A 20,598-nucleotide genomic window follows, 5' to 3' on the forward strand; every position below is an offset into this window, starting at 1 on the left:
AAATGGATAAATGGTAATTTGATAACAAGATTAAGTATTGAATATTTATTTAATCAATCAATGAACATAAAGAATGGATAATATGAAAAAAGAGGATAGGGAAAGGTTAGGAAAAAGGGCAGCTTATGTGGCTATTTTAGGAAATATTTTCCTGACTGTTTTCAACATCGCTGTAGGGATAATGTCCGGAAGTTATGCGCTTATATCTGAAGGGGCCCATACAATATCTGATATAGTTACCTCAGTAATAGCTTATGTTGGATTCAAGATAGGCAGCAAGCCTGCAGATGCTGAGCATCCATTAGGTCATGGAAGGGCTGAAGCAATTGCAGGATTGGTTATTGTAGTATTCTTGGCAATCATTGCTTACGAAATCATTACTGGTGCCCTATATAGATTGTTCTTTGGAGGTACACTTGCGATTCCAGAACCTATAGCTATTGTCATGGCGATTACTGGTGTTATTGTAAATTTTGCAATGAGTCAGTATATCATTAAATTGGGACAAATGGCAAACAGTCCTGCACTTGTTGCTGATGGAAAGCATCAAAGAGTTGATATAATGTCATCACTTGCAATATTGTTCGGTATCCTCATTGCCCAATATGGTTACCCTCGTTTGGACCCATTGATTGCATTGGTAATCGGTTTATTGATTGTTAAAACAGCAGTTGAGGTTGTCCGTGAGAACCTAGATAACATCATGGGGAAGGTTCCATCTCAAGATTTGGTTGATAAGATCATAGAGGTTTCCAATTCCGTTGACAAGGTTTGCGGTACACATGATGTAAGGGTGAACTATTTAGGTTCATATGCTACAGTCACTTTGCACATTGAGCTTCCGCCGGAAATGAGTTTAGATGAATCCCATAAGATTGTTCATTTGGTTCAGAATAAGATTTTGGAGGATATAGATCTTATTCATGGAGTAACTGCTCATGCATGTCCATTCGGTTTGGAATATGACCATGATCAACAACTTGATGAATGATTAAGATCATCATCAAAATATGGCTTAAGCATAAAAAACATAGAAAAAAATTTTTCAATTTTTTGTTTATTTTTTAAATTATTTTTCTTTAAAATTTTAACATTTTTTCTTAATAAATTAAAATTTTAAATTATTTTTCCTTTTCTAGCTAAATAAGGTTTATTTTTCAATTAAAGCTAAATAAATCGAGTATAAATAATATAAAGGACAAATATTATTAGTTTTTTTCATTATTTAAATGATTTTAATTGATTTTTCATATAGGTTTATTATTTTTGAATTATTTTATTTATTTAGTATATTTATTGTTCTTTTTAAAGTTAAATAATAAATATTTGTTTATATTTTAATTATTCAATTATTATCCTATTAAATTTTAATAAAATAATTAATTTTAGCCATTATTTTATCTTAATTCGAATTATTAACCTTTTTTTATTATTATTTATTCTAAATAGCTATTTTTATTTGTAACAGTTTAATTTAACTAGATTATTATTTTAAATAATTTTTTTATATTTAAAAATAAAAACAACTAAATATAATTAGATTCAATTAGTTTAAAGAGTATACCTTTCTTATTTTTTAAAATTTTTATGGGAAAGATTTATAAGGTATTATACCTTAATTATACATAACATTAAAAAAATATTATCTAAAAATAGTTTAATTATCTTTATTTTTAGTATTTCATTGGATAAATTTTCAATAAAATACTATGAGTTTTTATTTCATTTAATAAAGATTTTTTAATAAGATTTTAATATTATAGAAATTTCTAAAATATGAAATTTTTTTAATTCTTATTGAGGAACTCATATTTTTTATTGCATTAGTAAAATAAAAAATAATTTTAAAGATATTTGATTTTAAGAGTTATTTTTTTAAAACTTTTAAATTTGTATTTTTTTAGTGTATTGAGGTGAAAAAATTTCGTTAGAGAAAAGAGCATTGCTTTTGGCAATATTCTGCTTATTCTTCATTGCAATAAGTGGAGTGTCTGCAAGTGATGCCTTAGATATGTCGAATAATCCAGATAACTCTAATATTCTTAGTGATTCTATCGATTCTGAATCTGAAGAGTCAGTTGGAAATTCTTATACTGATCAATTATCTAATGAAGCTACTTCCAGTTTAGGTTCAAGTGCTGCTGACGCTTCTAATGATGCTAGTTCCACTTTAAGTGAAGGGGAAGAGGACAATAGCCATGAGGCTATATTTGAAGATACAAATTCCTCATCATCAACTGTAAAGACTGCAACCAGCATAACTGTGTCAAAGACTAAAATTTACTCTGGAACTCCTATAGTTATTACATTAAAAGATAAGAATGGTAAAGTATTAAGTGGTAAAAAAGTTCAAATTAGTGTACCTAGTAAGAAAAAAGTTTTTACTATGACCACTAACTCAAAAGGACAGGTAAAGCTTAATTACCATAAGATTGGAACTTTTAAGACTATTATCCAATTTAAAGGAGACAGTTCCTTTAAGGCTTTTAAAATCACAAAATACATTAAGGTTTTAAAAAGCGGAACCAGTCTAAAAGTTAAAAATACCACTGTTCCAAGATCAACTCCGTTGATTGTCACTTTAGTGAATAAGAAAAGCGGAAAAGCTATAAGTGGTAAAAAGATTAAGTTTAGAATTCCTACATTTAATAATAAAATTTATAGGATAACTACCAATTCCAAAGGTCAAGCAAAACTTTTCGTAACCACTAAAAAGAGTTTTTCTGTTATCATTAGTTATGCAGGTAATGATAATTTATACAAATCCTCAACAAAATCATATGTAAAACCTATTAAGTGTAAAACAGCATTATCATATTCCTCTACTTCCTTGAAGTATGGTGAAGATTTTGTTGTAAACCTTAAAAAATCCAATGGCGATCCTGTAAAGAACAAGAAGCTCATTGTTAAGGTAACCAATAAGAATGTAACATACAAACTGAAAACTAATTCAAAGGGAAAGGCAATTGTTCCTGTAAAGTATCTCGGTACTTTAAAAATGAAAATTAGTTTCCCAGGAAATGATATGTTTGTCAAATCTTCTGCAAATGCTGATTTGACTGTTGAAAAGGGATCTACCAAGATAAAAGGTTCTGATAGTTCTGTTGGAAAAGGATTTAATTATTACATCACTTTAAAGAACTCTGCTGGAAAAGCATTGTCAAATAAGAAAGTGACCATTACCCTTGACGGCAAGACCTTTACCAAAACTACCAATTCAAAAGGTAAAGTTAGTTTGGTAATGAACTACAAATTAGGAACTTATCCTATTGAAGTGAGCTATGCTGGAAATAAGTATTATGATTCATCCAAGCTTTCAACAAAGGTTAAAGTGGTTGAACCATCTATCAGCATATCAAAAATCATTACTGCAGCTAAGGATTTAAAGGTCCGTGTCGAATACATCAATATTCTAAATAAGCAATACAGCGTAAATATTGATGGCAGAAAGTACACTATGGATGAATTTGCATATCTTATGGCTGGTGCTATAACCAACATTAATAGCGGTTCAAAAGCAAATGTTAAAATTAAGGATTTATCAAATAATTACAATTCCTCTGGAAGCAAGATTAGTGGTAAGTTATATAAAGCGGAATACCTTAAGTTAGCAAAGAATGTTACAAGCTTTGTTAATGAAAATAAACGTATTCCTAATTACAAGCCAACTAATTTAGGTAAAATGGAAGCAAACCTTTACATTTATGCGTTTACTGCTGCATTGGATTATTATGGCAACCATAAAAAATTGCCTTCTTACGTAACAGTTAAAACCAGTTTGGTTAGAGGAGGATACTCCATTTCCATTAGTCAAAATGGTAAAATCCTAAACTATAGGCAGATATTCGATTCAGATGTATTTGCTAAATACTTGAAAACAGGCGGTAAATCCGCACTTAACGATGCTATTAAAAAGAAAGCGAAACAATTAACTGCTGGATTGTCAAGCCCTAAGGCTAAGGCAAATGCTATCTTTGAATTTGTGAGAGATGACATCAGATACAATTTCTATACAAATTCATTAAAAGGAGCAAAAGGTACTTTAAGTTCCAAAGGCGGTAACTGTTGTGATAAGGCTAACTTGATTGTAGCAATGTGCAGGTCTGTAGGTATTTATGCAAGATATTCCCATGCAAAGAACTGTAAATTCGCTAGCGGATTAAATACTGGTCACGTATGGGCTCAAGTTTACGATCCAATATCACAAACCTGGTATACTGCTGATGCAACAAGCCGCAGAAATGAATTAGGTAACATTAAGAATTGGAATACCAAATCTTATAGCATACCTAAGAATTATGCGCTTATACCATTCTAGATTTATTTATTATTTGATTGGAGAGATAGAATAATTCTTTTAAAGTTTTATTCTATAATTTTTATTTTTTTTAAAAATTTTTTAATTAAATTTTTATTTATTTTAATTTATTTTAATTCTATTTTTATTTATTTTAATTAATTTTAAATCTTTACTTATTTTGTTTTATAGGATATTTTTTAAATTATTTTCATTAAGTTTATATAACTTTAAATTTAAATTTAAATTGTAGATTAATTGATTTTTTTATAAAACTGTTTTTAACGAATATTTGTTGATTATTATGGCAAAGTATAAACGAGTAGCTGTTGGGGGAACATTTGACAAATTTCATTATGGTCATAGAAGCTTGATTGCCAAGGCTTTTGAAATTGGTGAAAATGTTGAAATAGGAGTCACTTCCAATGTTTTCGCAGGTCAGAAGGAAGGGGATATAGACTCTTGCAATGTTCGTATGGCTAATTTAAATGAATTCTTAGGTACAAAGTATAAGAATTTCCATATTTCACGTTTGGATGATCCTTATGGTCCAACTATTCATGATGAGGATTATGATGCAATTGTTGTTAGTGAGGAAACTGAACCTAATGCTATAAAAATCAATGAAATCAGAGTTAGTAAAGGCATGAAGCCACTTGATATAGTTGTCGTAAGCTTTGTCTTGGCAGATGATGGAATACCTATTTCTTCCACTCGTATACGTCAAGGAAAAATCAATCAGAAAGGTGAATTGATATAAGCAATTCCATTTTTTCATTTTTTATTACTTTTATGGATTAAGTTCCTGATTCTTATTATTTTTTATTCATTTTTGCTTATTTTTTATTACTAATTTTTTCGGAAGTTTATCCTTTATTTTTAATTTAAATCATTTTTTTCTTTAATTTATTTGTATAACCTATTTAAATTAAGTATTTTTTAAAAATTCATGAAATTTAGAAAAATATTTAATCGCTCCCTAAAATTAAATCGTTATGTTTATATATTCATGTCGATAAATATAGTATTAAATATATTAAAATTATTTAGTATACTTTATATGATATAACAATTAGATATTTATTTAAGTGTGGGATTGTTATGATTTTTATTCAAAGAGATGGAAGCGAAACAAGAAAATTATCTTATGATAATAATGTATGTTTAGCATGTGGAATATGTGCTGACTCTTGTCCAACCAGCTCCTTAGATTTAGGGGATGTTTTAGGTATTGCAAGAGGTCAGATAGATGGAAACAAGCTTGCAATAGATGAAGACACTTGTGTTATTTGTGGTTTATGTGCATCTGCTTGTCCATTTGGAGCATTGGACTTTGAAATTGATGGTTCAAGTTCCAAAGACTTGGCTGCTTATCCAACTTGGACTCATGAATCTGCAATTGATGATGAAGCATGTGAATTCTGTGGAAGATGTACTGTAGCATGTCCTCAAGATGCAATATTGTTCAAAAGGGAATTGCCTGATAGAAATGACTTGTTGAAAGGTGAAATTTCAATAAACGATGAGGAATGTATCTACTGTAGCGCTTGTGCTGAATTATGTCCTGCAGATGCAATCACTGTTGTAAATACTCCTGAAGCTTGTTCCATTGAAGTGGATGAGGATAAATGTGTCTACTGTGGAGTATGTAAGAGAGTATGTCCTCAAGAAGCAATCAAAACAGTATGTGTTACCTGTATGCATAGCGATGAAATCGAAAAGCCTGAAATCACCGGTGACATATTCATTGGATCCGATTGTATCAACTGTGGATGGTGTAAGGAAATCTGCCCTGTAGATGCAGCAGAAGTTACCAAACCATTTGAAGGTGAAATAACCACTACTGAAGAGGACTGTGTAGGTTGTGGATCCTGTGTAGACCTTTGTGCATGTAATGCAATTGTTCTTGAAGATAATGTCGCTAAGTTCAATGATGAATACTGTGTTTTATGCGGTGCATGTACTAAAGTATGTCCTCAAGAAAGAATTGTTGTCAAAAGAACTGACATGAAATTAACCAATGTTTCATCAGCTTCTTGGAAAGCAACTTTAGAAAGATTACTTGATTAGATTGAATGAATTATTTAATTCTATTCAATTAAATTCTTTATTTTCAATCAATCATATTGTCATATTTATAAAATAATAAATCTCCATTTAACAATTAGTTTGCGGGGGTTTTCTATTTACTTAGAAAGATTTATTATTTTTTCTTTTTTTAATTATTTTACTTTTTTTAACTTTTTTTACTTATTATAACATTACTAGTCTATTTTTTCATTTTTTCAGCTGTTTTATTTTGTATAAAATTGATTTTTAGGATTTTTACCAGGATTTTTTAGTTTAATCTAATTTATTAAGCAAAAAAAGTCTTCCTTTAGAAAGCGTTTCATTGAATAGATCATTGATTTCCAAATTGATTTTATAGATGTAAGTTCCGCAAATGATTGAAATCACTAAAATGGAACCTATCAATAAAATTACTTCAACACTTGTTTGGCCTCTATTGTCCAATTTAAGATATTCTAGTTCATTCATTATATTTTACCATTTAAGATTTACAAGTTTTTTTCTGTAATTCAATAAATGCTTACATTGTTTCTAATGGAGCTTATATCCTGTGTTGCATTCAATCCGCTTGCATTATTGCTGAAGTAAGATCTGTAAATCAACAGTCCTGCTAAAGCTATTACAATCACTCCTCCGAATAACAGAATATATTCTGCAGCTCCTTGGCCTCTATTATCCTTTGAAATAGCTTCAATGCTTGATTTAAGATTATATTTTATGCTTTCACTTATGCTTGTGCCAATTTCATTTTTATATTTTTTAAAAATCATTCATTTCACCTCTTTTGTTAAATAATCTTAATGACTTATTATTTAAATATTGTCTTTTTTTCTAATTTAGGAAATAATTTGAGGTTAATATTACAAATAAAGTATAATTTACTCTTTAAAATAAATTTAACATTCATATCGTCTTTTTCATTTATTTTAAAATATTATAATCATTTTTGGATTTTACAATCTTCATATAAATTGCCCATTCTCTTAAATTTTATTTAATTTTGTTTTTATTTATTGTTAGACTATGAATTTATCACAGATTTTTTATTTTAATCGATTTTTTATTATAATTTAGTTTTTTTACTAATTTTTAGGCCTTTTTTTATTAATTAAAAACAAAATTATATAAATGATTAATATTATATATAAATATTAATAATGGTTAATTTTTTATTATAGGCTTAATTTAACCATTTTTTGATTATTATTTGATATTTTTAGGTGGGTTAATTGGCAGATTCGTTAGATATATTTACTGGTATTTTATTAACAGTCATTGGTTTAGTTCTTGTTTATGGAAGTATCGTTTATCGTCTAATAGATTTAATTCTAATCATAGGTGTTTTAATCACCATTTTCGGTTTATACAAGTTACTTCCAGCATTTATCTTAAGAATTTTAGATTCAAGAAGCTTGAATAGAAACTCAAGACGCAATAGATTGAATCAAAGATCTAAAAATGACACTTTTTCTCGTGTAATAGAAAGTGCTAAAGAGGTCGAGGATTTAGTTAATTCCAAATTGGATGGCAGTTCCAATTCCAATTCAAAATCCAAATCAATTCTAAAACGTCATGATGATTCACCTTCAATGACTCTTGATGAGTACTTAAATAACAGTCAACAAGCAGAAACCAAGACAAGATTCAGCGAGCCAGTGGATCAATCCAAACAGGTTCTCAAGACTAAACCAGTAAATGAAGAAAAGCCTAAATTCAAGCTCCCATCTATTAGAAAGTCTAGCAACCCTAAAAAAAGAAGTTATGGTTATTTAGAAGATCAAGAGGAATCCAATCCTGATACTGTCTACTTCACACCTAATTATGAAAAGCCTATGAGAGTTACTCGCAGGCCTAAAAGGAAATCCAAGGAAACAATTAATCTTGCTGATGCTCCTAAAAGGTCTCTTGAGATTTCAAAGGCTTTGGCAAGTGTTGGTGATGCCGAAACAGTCTATGACAACGATGTATCTGATGAAAGCTACAGCCTAATGCCTAAAACCATTGATGAAGAAATCATCATGCCTATTGATGAGATTGATTTAGAACCACAAGAAGAGCCGGTTTATAATTTGTCTCAGTCTGGAAATACTCTCTATAATAATGTGATTTATGATGAATCCAGCGAAGAGGATTTCATAACTCCAATCTATGCAGATGAAGGTTATAGGGAGGAGCATGGCATAGTTTACGATGATTATGTGGAAGAACCAATTGAAGAGGATTCCCCAGTTGATGCCCAAGTGTCTGATGATTTGGGATATATAACTCCTGATTCAGCCATTGATGTTGAAAACTTGCCAAGACCAACATCCATTGCTTCTACAAATCCAATAGCTTCTAAGAAAGATGCTAGTGCAAACTTATCCAGACCTCATAAGAAATCTTTCATAGATGAGGCTCCAAAACCTAAAGCTAAGGTTGAGGAAATTCCTAGACCTGTTCCAAAAGTCCACACACCCGCTGTGGCAGAGGAACTTCCAGTTGCACCTGTTTCTGAAATAGCAGGTACTCCTGATGAGACAATTACAATTGACCCTAACAATCCGGAATCAATTCCTATTCCAAAACTATTGAACAGTTATGTCATTTGTGAAAAGGGAATCTTAACTTCACAGGAAGCTTTTGAAGAGGTTGCAAGTCATTCCAAAGAAGAGATTTTACTGGAAGCTCCAACCATTAAGGATATGGGTGACAGATTCCTCTCAAGCCTTACAAAAATCAAATCAAGAGTTATCATTGAGGAATTTGATTTGGAGGATATTTCCTATGTTCTTCTATTAAGTTCCCTTATTAAGAAAGGAGTTGAAATCAAGACTTTAGCTTCTGTAGAATCATTTAACTTGATTGGAGACACATCCCATGCATTATTGATATCCAATAGTATAGATGAGGATGATTTCGAATATGGTGCAGTTTATGATGATGTGGAATCAGTGGAAAACATCAAGGTATTGTTTGAATCCTCTTGGAAATTGGCTAATGACTTGGATATCAGTGCACTTGTTGAAAACAATAATTAAAATTAATTTTTTTACTTTTATTTACTAATGATATTGAAAAAGGTGAAATTATGGAAATTAGATGGTTAGGTCATTCCGCATTTGAATTGATCAGTGATGAAGGAGTAAAGATATTGGTTGACCCATTTATTAGCAATAATCCTGCTTGCCCTCTTCCTGTTGAGGAATTGGAAGCAAACATCATATGCATAACTCATGGTCACTCTGACCATTTTGGAGATGCGATGGAAATAGCTAACAATACAAATGCAACTCTTGTTGCAAACCATGAGATCTCTTTATTCTTAGGTGAACAAGGATTTGACTGTGTCAGCATGAACACTGGAGGTTCTGTTTTTATTCAAGGAATTAAAATCACTATGTTAGATGCAAAACATTCTTCTTCTATTGATTTCACTGAAGAGATTCGTCCTGCTGGTGACCCTGGAAGTTTCCTATTCACTTTTGAAGACGGTACAAAAGTATTCCATGCAGGAGACACTGGATTGTTCTCTGATATGGAAAATGTCATAGGTAAAATCTATAAGCCTGATATTGCAATGGTTCCAATTGGAGACAAATTCACTATGGGTCCATTTGAAGGAGCGCTTGCAGCAATGTGGTTAGCTCCAAAAGTTGTAATTCCAATGCATTACAACACTTTTCCTGTAATTGAACAGGATCCTGCAGTATTTTCCAATTTTGTAAATCAACTTCATCCAAGAGTTGATGTTGTAGTCATGAATCCATTGGAATATTACAAACCAGATTTTGAAAAAGAAGAATAATTCAAACTTTAAAAAGTTTGAATATTTTTAATTATTTTTATCTATTTTTTTCATTTTTAGTTATTTTTAGTTATATTTTATATTTTTAGCTATTTTTAGTTATATTTTATATTTTTAGCTATTTTTATCTATTTTTTTTATTTTTAGTTATTATCCCTATTTTTTTAAAAAAAGTATAGAAAATGGATTTAAACAAAATCACATTTTCCACTAGGCAATACCCTTACAATATCATCTAGACTCAATAGATTATCTTCATTGATTCTGGATAATATTTCCTTAGCTATTTTTTCCTTTTTGGTAAAGCCCGGCTTTATTGTTACAAATTTATTGGTATGATGTTTCATTGCATCAGTTGGTCCAGCCATTATGCGCTTTTCACCATCATACTCAACAATGCCTATGGATATCTCAAGTTTTGCTCCTCTAATATAGTTTCTATGTCCACGAATGATAAATGCGCCTTTTGGCACAAACTCCCCTGAAACGGGGGTTTTTGAAACTTGGTCTGGTTCCACCCAATAGACGTCTTGAGATGTGAAGTTTTTTGACCAAGCACTTGAAAAGGAAGCTGAAAACTCACCTAATTCTTTAAGCAAATTGTCATTTAATGAATCGGATTGAACTTTTGCTACAACGGAAGGAGCACCATGTATATCTGCATGTAAATAAATATCGTTTTGTTCCAAATATTTCTTTACAACCGCTTCATTGGTACCTGCGTCTCTACCGCAAACAACTAAAATTCCATCACTTGATACAAACCATCTCAATTTCTCATACCACTTGAGATTCTTCTTGACTCTCTTCTGTGGAACCATGATATTTGCCATGGCCTTTTCCTTTTTGGCTTCCATATCTGCAAGCTGTCTTTTGGTGTTTTCAATAGCTATTAATGCACCCTTGATTTTTCGTTTGGCTTTCTTTGCCTTTTCATAGTAGACTTCAGCATTATCTGGTATGGATTTCTTGGAGTCAAGGGCAATGCTTACATCATCTATTCTTAATGTGATGTTTCCTAAAGGATCCATGGATTCGAATATCTGTGCATCTGCCATTCCTGATTTCTTGGCATCCTTCAAGGTCTTTCCTATTTCCTTCCATCCATAATCCTTTTCCCTTGCACCTTTTATTACATTTAATATGTTGTCAACTTGAACGTAATTAGTAAAGAGAAGTTCCCCTTTCATTTGGGAATCTTCAATTGTTTTTTCAAAGTTATGCAATGTCTCTTCCTGCTTTTCAAGCCTTTTGGAAAATTTGGAAACCTTTTTGTTCCATGCCGCTTCCTGAATTCCTGTAATTTCATTTTTCACTTTGGAGGAGTAGAATTCGTCACAGGCCTCATTGAAGCTTTCAAAGCTTTCCACTTCAAATCCTTCATATTGGCTTAAGTTGATTGAAATGACATCTTCCTTTGATTTGTATTTCTTGAGAGGATTCTCCAATTCCAATTGCTCTATTTCCTTTTTGTTGTTTACAATCATTGGAGTGAACTGTCTTTTCTCCAAAGGTTCGAAAACTGATTTCAATGCATTGAAAATGATGTTCATTTCCTCAGCACTTAAGGATGAGCATGATGCTTTCTTGCTTATTTCAGTATTCGCCATGATCTCTTCAGCATATAGGCTACCAAGACCATTTGTAGCAAGAACCCTTACAATCTCTTCATCTTCCCCATTAGCCACAATCTCCTTGAATCCATCGATTGTCAATGTGATTGGATTGATTCCATTTTCGAGAGGGAATACATACTCCTTTTTGGAGCTTATGTCCCTATCGCTCCAATGCTTTCTCTTTAGAGGCAACATGATTTCATTGGATTCGTTTAAGAGTATGATGTTTCCTTGTGAAAATAGCTCAACAATAAGGGTGTAGGTCTCTTCCTTCTTCATCTTGATTTCAACAACCCTGTCAAAGTTATGCTGCTCTATGCTCACTACATTTGCTCCTTTCACTATCTTTCTTAGAAGCATTGGAAAACTTGGTGGATTTTGAGGATTTGTCAATGGGTATTGGCTTAAATGGATTCTTTTCCCAGCTTGTATAACAAGGTCCAGTCTTCCTGTTCCTGCCTTATGGAATCTCATTACCACAGTGTCCTTAGTAGGCTGGAATGACTTATCCACTCTTGCTCCAACCAGCAAATCATTTAATTCCTGACATATTGTGTAAATGTCAACATTTGTCATTGATTTCATATTTTATCACTTGAATAATTATTAATGATTGAATTATTTTTTAAATTTGTTTTTAAACACATTAAAAAGATTTTTTTTAATGGATTTTTAATGATTATCTATAATTTTTATGCAATATTTTATATATTATATCAACTTATATAATTATAGTTATAGTTTTTATATGATTTAATTATATTTAAAACTTTAAAAAACTTTTATTTAATCAAAATAAAAAATCAAATAAAAAAATCAAAATTTATTTATATTTATTTTTATTATTGGAGGAAAAATTAATGGATGTCACTGTTAAAACTGTATCAATTCATCTTGTTGCTGCAATAGTTGCAGCTCTCATATCCACTGCATTTACAACTGGAATGTTAGGATTCAAAAATCATGTATTTGCATTTATTGTGGGTTTAGTACTTCTTTATTTCATAGGCCAATTCTGTGAAAAGATGTTTGGTGAAGAAGTTAAAGGATTTTCAACTTGGTTATGGGATGGAATCCTTCCATTCGGATTCTGTTGGTTCATTTTATGGACTATTTTAACTAATTATTTATAAATAATTAGTTTCTTTTTTTATTTATTTTATTCATTTTTTTAAATTCTAACTATTTTTAACTATTTTTAACTATTTTTACTATTTTTTACTAATTTTTTACTATTTTTCACTATTTCTAATTTCTTATTTTTATTCAATGTCTATGTTTAAAAAGAGCTTTTTTGTAATTTTTTTATGAAAAATAGTTTGTTGATAAAAAATTAATTAATGATTAATTGTTTAAAAAAGTTTAAAATGTTAAAAAATAGAAAAAAAGAAAAAAGTTTTTTAATTAAAAAACTTTAATAATATTCATCATCCTCATCGAATCCACCTAAATCTGGGCTGTCAGAAAGGTCAGATCCACAGTTTTCACATATTAATGCACCGATAGGATTTAAATGTCCACATACATTGCAAGTAATCATGCTTTCACCTCAACATATAAGAATTAATTATAATACAAATATCCAAATGATTACAAAGATGATCGCTACAATAAATGTCAATGGAGCAATGATCTTACTTACTGCTACGATGGAACTGATGGTAGAAATAAGTTCTGTGGAATTATTTGGACCGAATGTCTTAAGATTTAGGATTCTTTCAGTATTTGTTCCAGCTTCCACTGGCTCTAAATCCTTAATTGCCTCATTGATTGAAATTTTCACAAACTCTATGATCTTTTCCTTCTCTACAGTTCCAACTGGATTGTAACCTGCAGATAATGTATTAACTGTATGTGTGTCTGTGGTCATAACTTCAATCTCATCAATATCCAAGTCTTCAACTGCATTGAAAATGGTTTCTCTGTATCCTAATTCCATATTGTTTGAATCGAATAATACATAAGCAGTTCTTTGTCCATTAACTTCAACGACCATGGTTTTCAAACCGCTTTCACCAATTCCTTGATGCTTATCGAATCCACCGAGGTCTGTATAGTAACATCCAACTTTAATGTCGTGTTCCAGATCCAATGGCTCTATTAACTTGATTGTATCGATTAATTGGAACAATTCAGGGTTTCCAGGAAGAACTCCTCCTTTTTCCTCGTTAAAGGAATTGTGGCAGTCAACTAAAATATTGTTTTCAGTTCCTAATTCTTTCTGGCTTTCTATCATTGCTGCAAGCCCTACAGCATATTCTATGTCATCACTGCCTGATGGGGCTAATGTAGAAAGCATAATGGTTCCATTCTTGAAGAATTGAACCCCGACATTTGCTTTTTTATAGGAATACCTAATGAATTCACTTGCCTTTGGAGAGTATTCCATATTGTCTAAGGCTTTTCTTACAGCATCTTCTATCTTAACGATTTCATCGCTTGATACTGGGTTGAAGTCGTGGGTTGATGGACCATGTGCAACCATAGTGAATGCATCAAAGCTATTTGCCAATATTGTTGGCATATTGGAACCTCCAATGTCTCCAAGAGGTCCTGGGTGAACGCAAGGACTTAAAAACAATGCTTTAATGCTTCCGTCAAGCCTTCTAAAGCTTGCAACACCTACAAGAGTATCAATAGCTTCTCCAGCATTGTCAAACAATTGTTCAATTGTATTTGTTCCCTCATTCATATGTAAAATGAAATAACTTAGGATTTCCATTGCTCCAAATCCTAAATTCTTTTTCATAGGAGACTCTACAACACTGATGAATGCATAGATTGCAATCAGGAAGATTACACTTGCTATAATCACTTTAAATATTGTAGTAATATATCCTAGTGAGAATATGTAATCAATATTGTTTAGGAAACTTGTGATAATGAGCATTCCAATCATAAGCAATGGTTGGATAATTGCAATGATAAATGAATTGAAGAGCTTTATTCTGGTTGTGGCTAATATAACAAGAATATTGAACCCAAATGCAATAACACAACCGAATAGGATGGAGTTAAAGAATAAATTCATATTGAAAATAAGACCTACTCCTGTTCCAATGATACCTACAATTCCTGCAAGGGACATTGAGACCAATGCTAAGAACATGGAGTGCTTAGCCTTAAGGTTGATTCCATTAAGGGATTCTACCCATAATTGATCAGTGGAACCGGTTATGATTGCAGGCAATCCGAATACAACAAAACCGAATGCCCCTCCGTAGAAGAAGTCTTCCAATCCGTTTCCTACACTAACCGGCTGTAATAAAAATAGGAGAACTCCTATAATAAAACTTAGTATAATTATCATTAGCACTGAACTTTTAGCATTAGGCAATGTTCTAATCCATTTTGATAATCCTGCTACATTACTCATACTGGACATTAATAATCAACCTTTACTCTTCAATTAATTAAAATTAATTTAATTTAAATTATTTGGATTTAGATTATTTTTATATATCTAAATAAATAAATTAAATAATATAATATATAATATATGAAATTTTTTATATAAAACTTATTCTATTTATTTTTGAAATTCTTAAGGGTATGTTTTAAGGTTTCAAAATTTATAAAATTTATTTGGTGAATTCATGATAGAATTAAAAACCCCAATTACTGATGAGGATATTAACAAATTAAAAGCTGGAGATGTTATTGCAATCTCCGGTCAAATATTGACTGCAAGAGATCAAGCTCATAAAAGAATCTTGGAAGAGGGAGCTCCAATTGACATTGAAGGAGCAGTCTTATTCCATGCAGGACCTATTATTCAGGAAGAAGAAAACAAAGATGATTCAGAACCAAAATATAAGATGGTTGCTGTAGGCCCTACAACTTCCATGAGAATGAATCCGTATGAAGCGGATGTTTTGGATATGGGCGCTAAGATCATCATTGGTAAAGGTGGAATGGACGATTCTGTCAGGGAAGCTCTAAAGAGAAACAATGCAGTTTATGTAGTGGCAACTGGTGGCTGTGCAGCATTGTATGTTGATAAGGTCAATGAAATAAAAGGAGTAAATTGGCTTGACCTTGGAATGCCTGAAGCCATTTGGGATTTGGATGTTGATTCATTCGGCCCATTGATTGTAGCGATGGACAGTGAAGGAAACAGTCTTTATGACTAATATTTTGACTAATATTTTGACTAATATTTTGACTTATCTTTATGACTAATATTTTGACTAATCTTTATGACTAATATTGTTTTCAAATAGTAATGCAAATATCAATAAGTAAATATTTATATACTAATTATTTTAAATATCATAATAATCTATATTAATTTTATTTTATTAGTTTATCATATTAGTTTAATTTAATTTTTATCAGATTAATTATTTAAAGAATTTATGATTATTTTGGTGATATAATGGCAGATATTGCAGAAGCAGCTGAAAAGAAATTAAAGTCAAGAATTAGAAAATTAAAAAAATGCAATAAGGATGAAGAGGAAAAAGAAAAATTCTTCAATCAATTAGGTCTTTCTTTCACAATCAGTTTACCTACTAAAAATCCTGAAAAGCAAGAAGACTTCGTCATGTTATACACTAGTCCAGATGGAAACATCGTTCATGCAGAATACGCTTATTCTGAAGGTGAAGAGTTTACTCAAATGGACATCAGTGAAAAGGATTTAAAAGTAATCATTGAATCATTCTCTGATTTCGAATTAAGTCTTTTAGACTAATTTCTTTTTAATTCTTTTTCTTTATAATTCCATTATTGGAATTATTTATCTATTTTTTAATTTAATTTATAATTTAATTCACTTTTTTTAGTTAATTTTTATGTTTTTAGAATTTTTTAAGGTTTTATCATGATTGTCAATAATTCATTGGATGAAGTTAAGAAAAGGGAATCTGCATTGAAAATCATTAAGGAAATCATTAACGATAATGGAAGGGATTCATTATATGATGTTACTGGACTTTCCGGTGGCTTTATAGCAAATGATGATGAATTGGATCTCTTGGAAACTTATGTAGGTCCAGCTATTTTTGAAGATGAGCTCCAAATTGTGGGAAAAGAACATCTTGGAGGAGAAAAGGTCTTGGCAGTTAACAGGACAAGTTCCGGGATCTTGGCAAGTATTTTGGCATTGGTTAATGAAGGTGACCATGTAAGTCATTTCCTGGCTGAATTTCCAGCTCACCCATCTATTCCAAGGTCTTGTGCAATTGTAGGGGCAAGCTATGATGAATTCGTTGACATCGATAAGTTCACTATTCCTGAAAACACTTCATTGGTTGTTGTAACCGGCTCAACAATGGATCATAAGGTCATTGATGAGGAACTCTTTAAGAAAGTCATTGATATGGCTCATGAAAAGGATATTCCTGTTCTTGTTGATGATGCTTCAGGTGCAAGGCTCAGAACTGCTGTTTTCAATCAAGCGAAAGCTACAGAACTTGGAGCGGATTTGGTTGTTACCAGTACAGATAAGTTAATGCCAGGACCAAGAGGCGGATTAATGGCTGGAAGAGAAGAATTGATTGATGAGATAAAGGTTAAGGCAAATCAATTTGGTCTTGAAGCTCAACCTCCATTGATTTTAGCTATGGTAAACGGAATCAAGAATTACACTGAAGAGAACTTGGTTAAAGCAATTTCCAGAAAAGAAGAGTTCTATGAATTATTAAGTGAAAAGTACGAGATGTTTGAAAAGACACCAACTGGTGTTATGGTAAGTGAAGATGCATTGAAAAACCAATTAGAAAAGCTAAATGTTAAAACAGAGCTTTCAAAAAAGGACTGCTGTTTCTTATGGGCTATGGTTTTATTGAAGGACTTTGGCATAATTACAATACCTGCAGTTGGCATGCCTGGTGCCTCTGCTACAATTCGTATTGATTTATCTACTCAGGATGTAATTGATATCGATTTAAATGAGTTATATGAAAAAGTAGATCAGTCCTTTGAGAGATTCTTGGATTTATCCCAAGATGTTGAAAAGTCAAAAGAATTGATTTTCTATTAAAATTAGTTAAAAAAAGAGTTTTTTTTATTTTAGACCTTTTTATTTTAGGTCTTTTTATTTTTTTAATTTATTTTTTAGAAAAAGAGGTAATAAAATGAAAAATTAATTTCATTTTATTCTATTTATTTAAAGTACTATTTTTGTTTGATTTCAATTTAAAATAAATTTGAAATAATAGTTTTTAATTTTATTCAACGGTTCTAAGTTCACCGGAGATGATCTTCTCTAATGTGCCGTCTTGTCTTTCAATGATTAAACTACCTTCGTTGTTGATTCCAACAACATAACCTTGGGTGATTTTTCCACCGGTTTGGGTAATGTTTACGTATTTTCCAATGGTATCTGCAAGGTCTCTCCAATCCTTAAGAATGGTTTCTATCTCACCATCTTTATATAATTCGTAAACCTTTTCAAATTCATTTAGGAAAATTGCAATGAGTTCATTCTCATCGACTTTAGTAGGCAATTCTTCAGTTAATGTGGTTGTGCCTATTCTAATGTCTTCAGAGAAATCCTCTAATTTGAGGTTGCTGTCAATTCCAATACCTACAACAATCCAGTCGATTTCATTGAAAGTTGCATTGACTTCAGTTAATACTCCAGATATCTTTTTTCCGTAAATCAAGACATCATTAGGCCATTTGATTCTTGCATCAACACCTAAAGATCTGATTGATTTAGCTATTGCTACACCAGTTGCCAAGGTGATTAAACCAATTCTTGCAGGAGGAACTTGAGGTCTTAAGATAAGGGACATCCATACTCCGCCTTCAGGAGCTTCCCATTTCTTTCCTAATCTTCCTCTTGCGTTAGTCTGAATTTCAGAAATCAACACGGTACCTTCTTTAGCATCGTGATTAGCTAAAAATTTAGCTATTGAATTAGTGGAAAACACTTTTCTGAAACAAAGGATTTCCTTAGCGATTTCTTCAGTTTCGAGGTTTTCGCAAATTTTATCTTTTGTAATGTGTTCAGTTTTTCCGAATCCTAATTCCTTGATGGATTCTTCAATAGCTTCATCGTTTATTGAGTCTAAACGTTTAGCTTCCTCTTCTGAAATTACATTATGGCTTAGTAAAAGCTTTATCATTTCTTTTTTCATAATAATCACTTAAATATGAGTTTAATTTATAAGTTTAGTTTATGAGTTTAGTCTTTTATTTTATAAATTTCATTTTATTAAAATTTATTTTATTTTTGCAGTTTATTTTTGTTTTTTAAGCTGTTGCGCTTGAGCAGCATTGAAGTAAGTTCCAACTGCTCCAGAGATTGCAGCTATTTTCTTTCCAGGCATAAATGTGGATTTCATACGATTTACCCTTTCCAAATCTTCTGCAATTACTTTTTCCATTTCAGCGTCAATCCATTTCTTATGCTCATCTACAAAGTGGGTGTGCAAGTCACCTGCAAGGAATGATTCATTTCTGAGGATTGCCTTATGGAATGGAATAGTGGTTTTTACACCTAAGATAATGTATTCGCTCAATGCTCTTTTCATTCTATTGACTGCATCGTTTCTTGTACGGCCGCTTGTGACCAATTTGGAAATCATTGAGTCATAGAAAGTTGGAATTGTATAATTCATGTAGACTCCACTGTCTAAACGTACACCAGGCCCACCAGGTGATCTGTAACCAGTAATCTTACCAGGGTTTGGTGCAAAGTCAGCAAGTGGGTTTTCAGCATTGATACGGCATTCAATAGCATGTCCACTTATCTGAATGTCCTTTTGCTCGTATTCCAATTCCTCACCGCAAGCGATTTTGATTTGCTCCTTGATTAAATCAGTATTGGTTACAATTTCGGTGATTGGGTGTTCCACTTGAATACGTGTGTTCATTTCAAGGAAGTAGTATTCTCCATTCTCATACAAGAATTCTACAGTTCCTGCACTGTTGTATCCAATGGATTCAGCAGCTTTAACTGCACTTTCACCCATTCTTTCTCTTAACTCTTCAGTCATGATTGGGGAAGGTGCCTCCTCCAATAGCTTTTGGTGTCTTCTTTGGATGGAACATTCCCTGTCTCCTACATGGATTGTGTTTCCATGTTCGTCAGCTAAAACCTGGAATTCAATGTGTCTTGGTTTTTCAAGGTATTTTTCAATGAATACGGTTGCATCTCCAAAGTTTTTCAAAGCTACTGATTGGGTTGCTTCAAGTGCACGTACAAGTTCGTCCTCTTCATAAACTGCACGCATACCGATTCCTCCACCACCAGCTGATGCCTTGATGATTACAGGGTATCCGATTGCTTCAGCAATTTCCTTTGCCTCTTCAACATCAGTGATTCCATCAGGAGTACCTTCAATAACAGGGACACCTGCATCTTTCATTAATTGTTTGGAAGTGATTTTATCTCCCATTTTTTCAATATGCTCTCCTTTAGGGCCAATAAGTTTGATTCCATTCTTTTCACATTGTCTTCCAAGTTCCGGATTTTCAGCTAAGAATCCGTATCCTGGGTGAATTGCATCTGCTCCAGTTTCAATTGCAGCATTAATGATCTTTTCAATGTTTAAATAAGACTGGCTTGGAGAAGGGTTTCCTAAAGGAACGCTTTCATCTGCATAATTAGTATAAAGAGAAGTTTTATCAGCATCTGAGTATACTGCTACACTTTTCATGTCCAATTCACGACATGCTCTCATAACACGTATAGCAATTTCTCCTCTATTTGCAATAAGTACTTTTTCAAACATGTTTTACCTCTTTTTTCAATTTAAATTATCTTAAAAATTATGATAAAAAATATATGATTATGATTTTATCATTATGTTTGTAATTATATATTATTTATCAATCATTATAATATTATATATGATTAATATTAATATTAAATT

17 protein-coding genes are annotated in these 20,598 nt (G+C 31.6%); 10 read left to right on the forward strand and 7 right to left on the reverse strand.

All coding sequences use genetic code 11. The features are described 5' to 3' along the window. The first annotated feature begins 73 nt into the window (after positions 1-73). The 4 genes from Q0409_RS07055 to fwdF all read left to right on the forward strand — a co-directional run bounded on the left by Q0409_RS07055 (position 74) and on the right by fwdF (position 6,367). Positions 74-991, forward strand: a complete 918-nt coding sequence (locus tag Q0409_RS07055; RefSeq protein WP_298536423.1) for a cation diffusion facilitator family transporter — start codon at positions 74-76, stop codon at positions 989-991. Between the two features lie 957 nt (positions 992-1,948). Next, positions 1,949-4,318, forward strand: coding sequence for a transglutaminase domain-containing protein (locus tag Q0409_RS07060; RefSeq protein ID WP_298536425.1), 2,370 nt, complete (start codon positions 1,949-1,951; stop codon positions 4,316-4,318). A gap of 277 nt (positions 4,319-4,595) precedes the next feature. Beyond that, positions 4,596-5,057, forward strand: coding sequence for a phosphopantetheine adenylyltransferase (locus Q0409_RS07065; RefSeq protein ID WP_298536446.1), 462 nt, complete (start codon positions 4,596-4,598; stop codon positions 5,055-5,057). A 341-nt stretch (positions 5,058-5,398) separates the two neighbouring features. After that, positions 5,399-6,367, forward strand: coding sequence for a tungsten-dependent formylmethanofuran dehydrogenase subunit FwdF (gene fwdF / locus Q0409_RS07070; protein WP_298536427.1), 969 nt, complete (start codon positions 5,399-5,401; stop codon positions 6,365-6,367). 273 nt (positions 6,368-6,640) lie between these two features. On the opposite strand, the gene Q0409_RS07075 is transcribed toward fwdF, so the two are convergent. Beyond that, on the reverse strand, positions 6,641-6,835 hold the full coding sequence (locus Q0409_RS07075) for a class III signal peptide-containing protein (RefSeq protein ID WP_298536429.1): 195 nt from the start codon (positions 6,833-6,835) through the stop codon (positions 6,641-6,643). 41 nt (positions 6,836-6,876) lie between these two features. Then, positions 6,877-7,062 carry a class III signal peptide-containing protein gene (locus Q0409_RS07080; RefSeq protein ID WP_298536448.1) on the reverse strand — a complete coding sequence of 62 codons (186 nt, stop codon included), beginning with the start codon at positions 7,060-7,062 and terminating at the stop codon, positions 6,877-6,879. 534 nt (positions 7,063-7,596) lie between these two features. On the opposite strand from Q0409_RS07080, the gene Q0409_RS07085 reads away from it, so the two are divergent. Together Q0409_RS07085 and Q0409_RS07090 are read left to right on the forward strand one after the other, a co-directional pair. Beyond that, positions 7,597-9,387 carry a hypothetical protein gene (locus Q0409_RS07085; protein WP_298536431.1) on the forward strand — a complete coding sequence of 597 codons (1,791 nt, stop codon included), beginning with the start codon at positions 7,597-7,599 and terminating at the stop codon, positions 9,385-9,387. Between the two features lie 50 nt (positions 9,388-9,437). Continuing rightward, complete coding sequence (locus tag Q0409_RS07090; protein ID WP_298536433.1) at positions 9,438-10,154, forward strand: metal-dependent hydrolase; 717 nt, start codon at positions 9,438-9,440, stop codon at positions 10,152-10,154. Positions 10,155-10,342: 188 nt separating this feature from the next. Here the strand turns inward: Q0409_RS07090 and rqcH are convergent, their stop codons facing one another. Beyond that, entirely contained in the window at positions 10,343-12,355 is a 2,013-nt protein-coding gene (gene rqcH / locus Q0409_RS07095; RefSeq protein ID WP_298536434.1) for a ribosome rescue protein RqcH, read from the reverse strand. A 275-nt stretch (positions 12,356-12,630) separates the two neighbouring features. Here rqcH and Q0409_RS07100 point away from each other — a divergent pair, with 275 nt between their 5' ends. After that, positions 12,631-12,903 carry a hypothetical protein gene (locus tag Q0409_RS07100; RefSeq protein ID WP_298536435.1) on the forward strand — a complete coding sequence of 91 codons (273 nt, stop codon included), beginning with the start codon at positions 12,631-12,633 and terminating at the stop codon, positions 12,901-12,903. 281 nt (positions 12,904-13,184) lie between these two features. Here Q0409_RS07100 and Q0409_RS07105 read toward each other — a convergent pair whose 3' ends face one another. Next, complete coding sequence (locus Q0409_RS07105) at positions 13,185-13,310, reverse strand: hypothetical protein (protein ID WP_292788053.1); 126 nt, start codon at positions 13,308-13,310, stop codon at positions 13,185-13,187. 27 nt (positions 13,311-13,337) lie between these two features. Beyond that, positions 13,338-15,155 carry a DUF2070 family protein gene (locus Q0409_RS07110; RefSeq protein WP_298536436.1) on the reverse strand — a complete coding sequence of 606 codons (1,818 nt, stop codon included), beginning with the start codon at positions 15,153-15,155 and terminating at the stop codon, positions 13,338-13,340. 211 nt (positions 15,156-15,366) lie between these two features. On the opposite strand from Q0409_RS07110, the gene Q0409_RS07115 reads away from it, so the two are divergent. The 3 genes from Q0409_RS07115 (at position 15,367) to Q0409_RS07125 (ending at position 17,756) form a co-directional block, all read left to right on the forward strand. Next, positions 15,367-15,903, forward strand: a complete 537-nt coding sequence (locus tag Q0409_RS07115; RefSeq protein ID WP_298536438.1) for a FumA C-terminus/TtdB family hydratase beta subunit — start codon at positions 15,367-15,369, stop codon at positions 15,901-15,903. Positions 15,904-16,148: 245 nt separating this feature from the next. Beyond that, entirely contained in the window at positions 16,149-16,466 is a 318-nt protein-coding gene (locus tag Q0409_RS07120; RefSeq protein ID WP_292788048.1) for a hypothetical protein, read from the forward strand. 129 nt (positions 16,467-16,595) lie between these two features. Then, positions 16,596-17,756: a TIGR03576 family pyridoxal phosphate-dependent enzyme gene (locus Q0409_RS07125; RefSeq protein WP_298536439.1), complete on the forward strand. Its 1,161-nt coding sequence runs from the start codon at positions 16,596-16,598 to the stop codon at positions 17,754-17,756. 187 nt (positions 17,757-17,943) lie between these two features. Here the strand turns inward: Q0409_RS07125 and Q0409_RS07130 are convergent, their stop codons facing one another. Both Q0409_RS07130 and Q0409_RS07135 read right to left on the reverse strand, forming a co-directional pair. Further along, positions 17,944-18,858, reverse strand: coding sequence for a biotin--[acetyl-CoA-carboxylase] ligase (locus tag Q0409_RS07130; RefSeq protein WP_298536441.1), 915 nt, complete (start codon positions 18,856-18,858; stop codon positions 17,944-17,946). A 102-nt stretch (positions 18,859-18,960) separates the two neighbouring features. Further along, positions 18,961-20,457, reverse strand: coding sequence for an acetyl-CoA carboxylase biotin carboxylase subunit (locus Q0409_RS07135; protein ID WP_298536443.1), 1,497 nt, complete (start codon positions 20,455-20,457; stop codon positions 18,961-18,963). Between the last annotated feature and the right edge of the window lie 141 nt (positions 20,458-20,598).

The organism is uncultured Methanobrevibacter sp. (genome assembly GCF_937898925.1).
Classification (GTDB): Archaea; Methanobacteriota; Methanobacteria; order Methanobacteriales; family Methanobacteriaceae; genus Methanobrevibacter.

Bases quoted from the DNA above. Each gene is read 5' to 3' on its own strand.
- Q0409_RS07055 (WP_298536423.1), top strand. From the start codon at position 74: ATGGATAATATGAAAAAAGAGGATAGGGAAAGGTTAGGAAAAAGGGCA.
- fwdF (WP_298536427.1), top strand. From the start codon at position 5,399: ATGATTTTTATTCAAAGAGATGGAAGCGAAACAAGAAAATTATCTTAT.
- Q0409_RS07075 (WP_298536429.1), bottom strand. From the start codon at position 6,835: ATGAATGAACTAGAATATCTTAAATTGGACAATAGAGGCCAAACAAGT.
- Q0409_RS07090 (WP_298536433.1), top strand. From the start codon at position 9,438: ATGGAAATTAGATGGTTAGGTCATTCCGCATTTGAATTGATCAGTGAT.
- rqcH (WP_298536434.1), bottom strand. From the start codon at position 12,355: ATGAAATCAATGACAAATGTTGACATTTACACAATATGTCAGGAATTA.
- Q0409_RS07100 (WP_298536435.1), top strand. From the start codon at position 12,631: ATGGATGTCACTGTTAAAACTGTATCAATTCATCTTGTTGCTGCAATA.
- Q0409_RS07105 (WP_292788053.1), bottom strand. From the start codon at position 13,310: ATGATTACTTGCAATGTATGTGGACATTTAAATCCTATCGGTGCATTA.
- Q0409_RS07110 (WP_298536436.1), bottom strand. From the start codon at position 15,155: ATGTCCAGTATGAGTAATGTAGCAGGATTATCAAAATGGATTAGAACA.
- Q0409_RS07115 (WP_298536438.1), top strand. From the start codon at position 15,367: ATGATAGAATTAAAAACCCCAATTACTGATGAGGATATTAACAAATTA.
- Q0409_RS07120 (WP_292788048.1), top strand. From the start codon at position 16,149: ATGGCAGATATTGCAGAAGCAGCTGAAAAGAAATTAAAGTCAAGAATT.
- Q0409_RS07125 (WP_298536439.1), top strand. From the start codon at position 16,596: ATGATTGTCAATAATTCATTGGATGAAGTTAAGAAAAGGGAATCTGCA.
- Q0409_RS07130 (WP_298536441.1), bottom strand. From the start codon at position 18,858: ATGAAAAAAGAAATGATAAAGCTTTTACTAAGCCATAATGTAATTTCA.
- Q0409_RS07135 (WP_298536443.1), bottom strand. From the start codon at position 20,457: ATGTTTGAAAAAGTACTTATTGCAAATAGAGGAGAAATTGCTATACGT.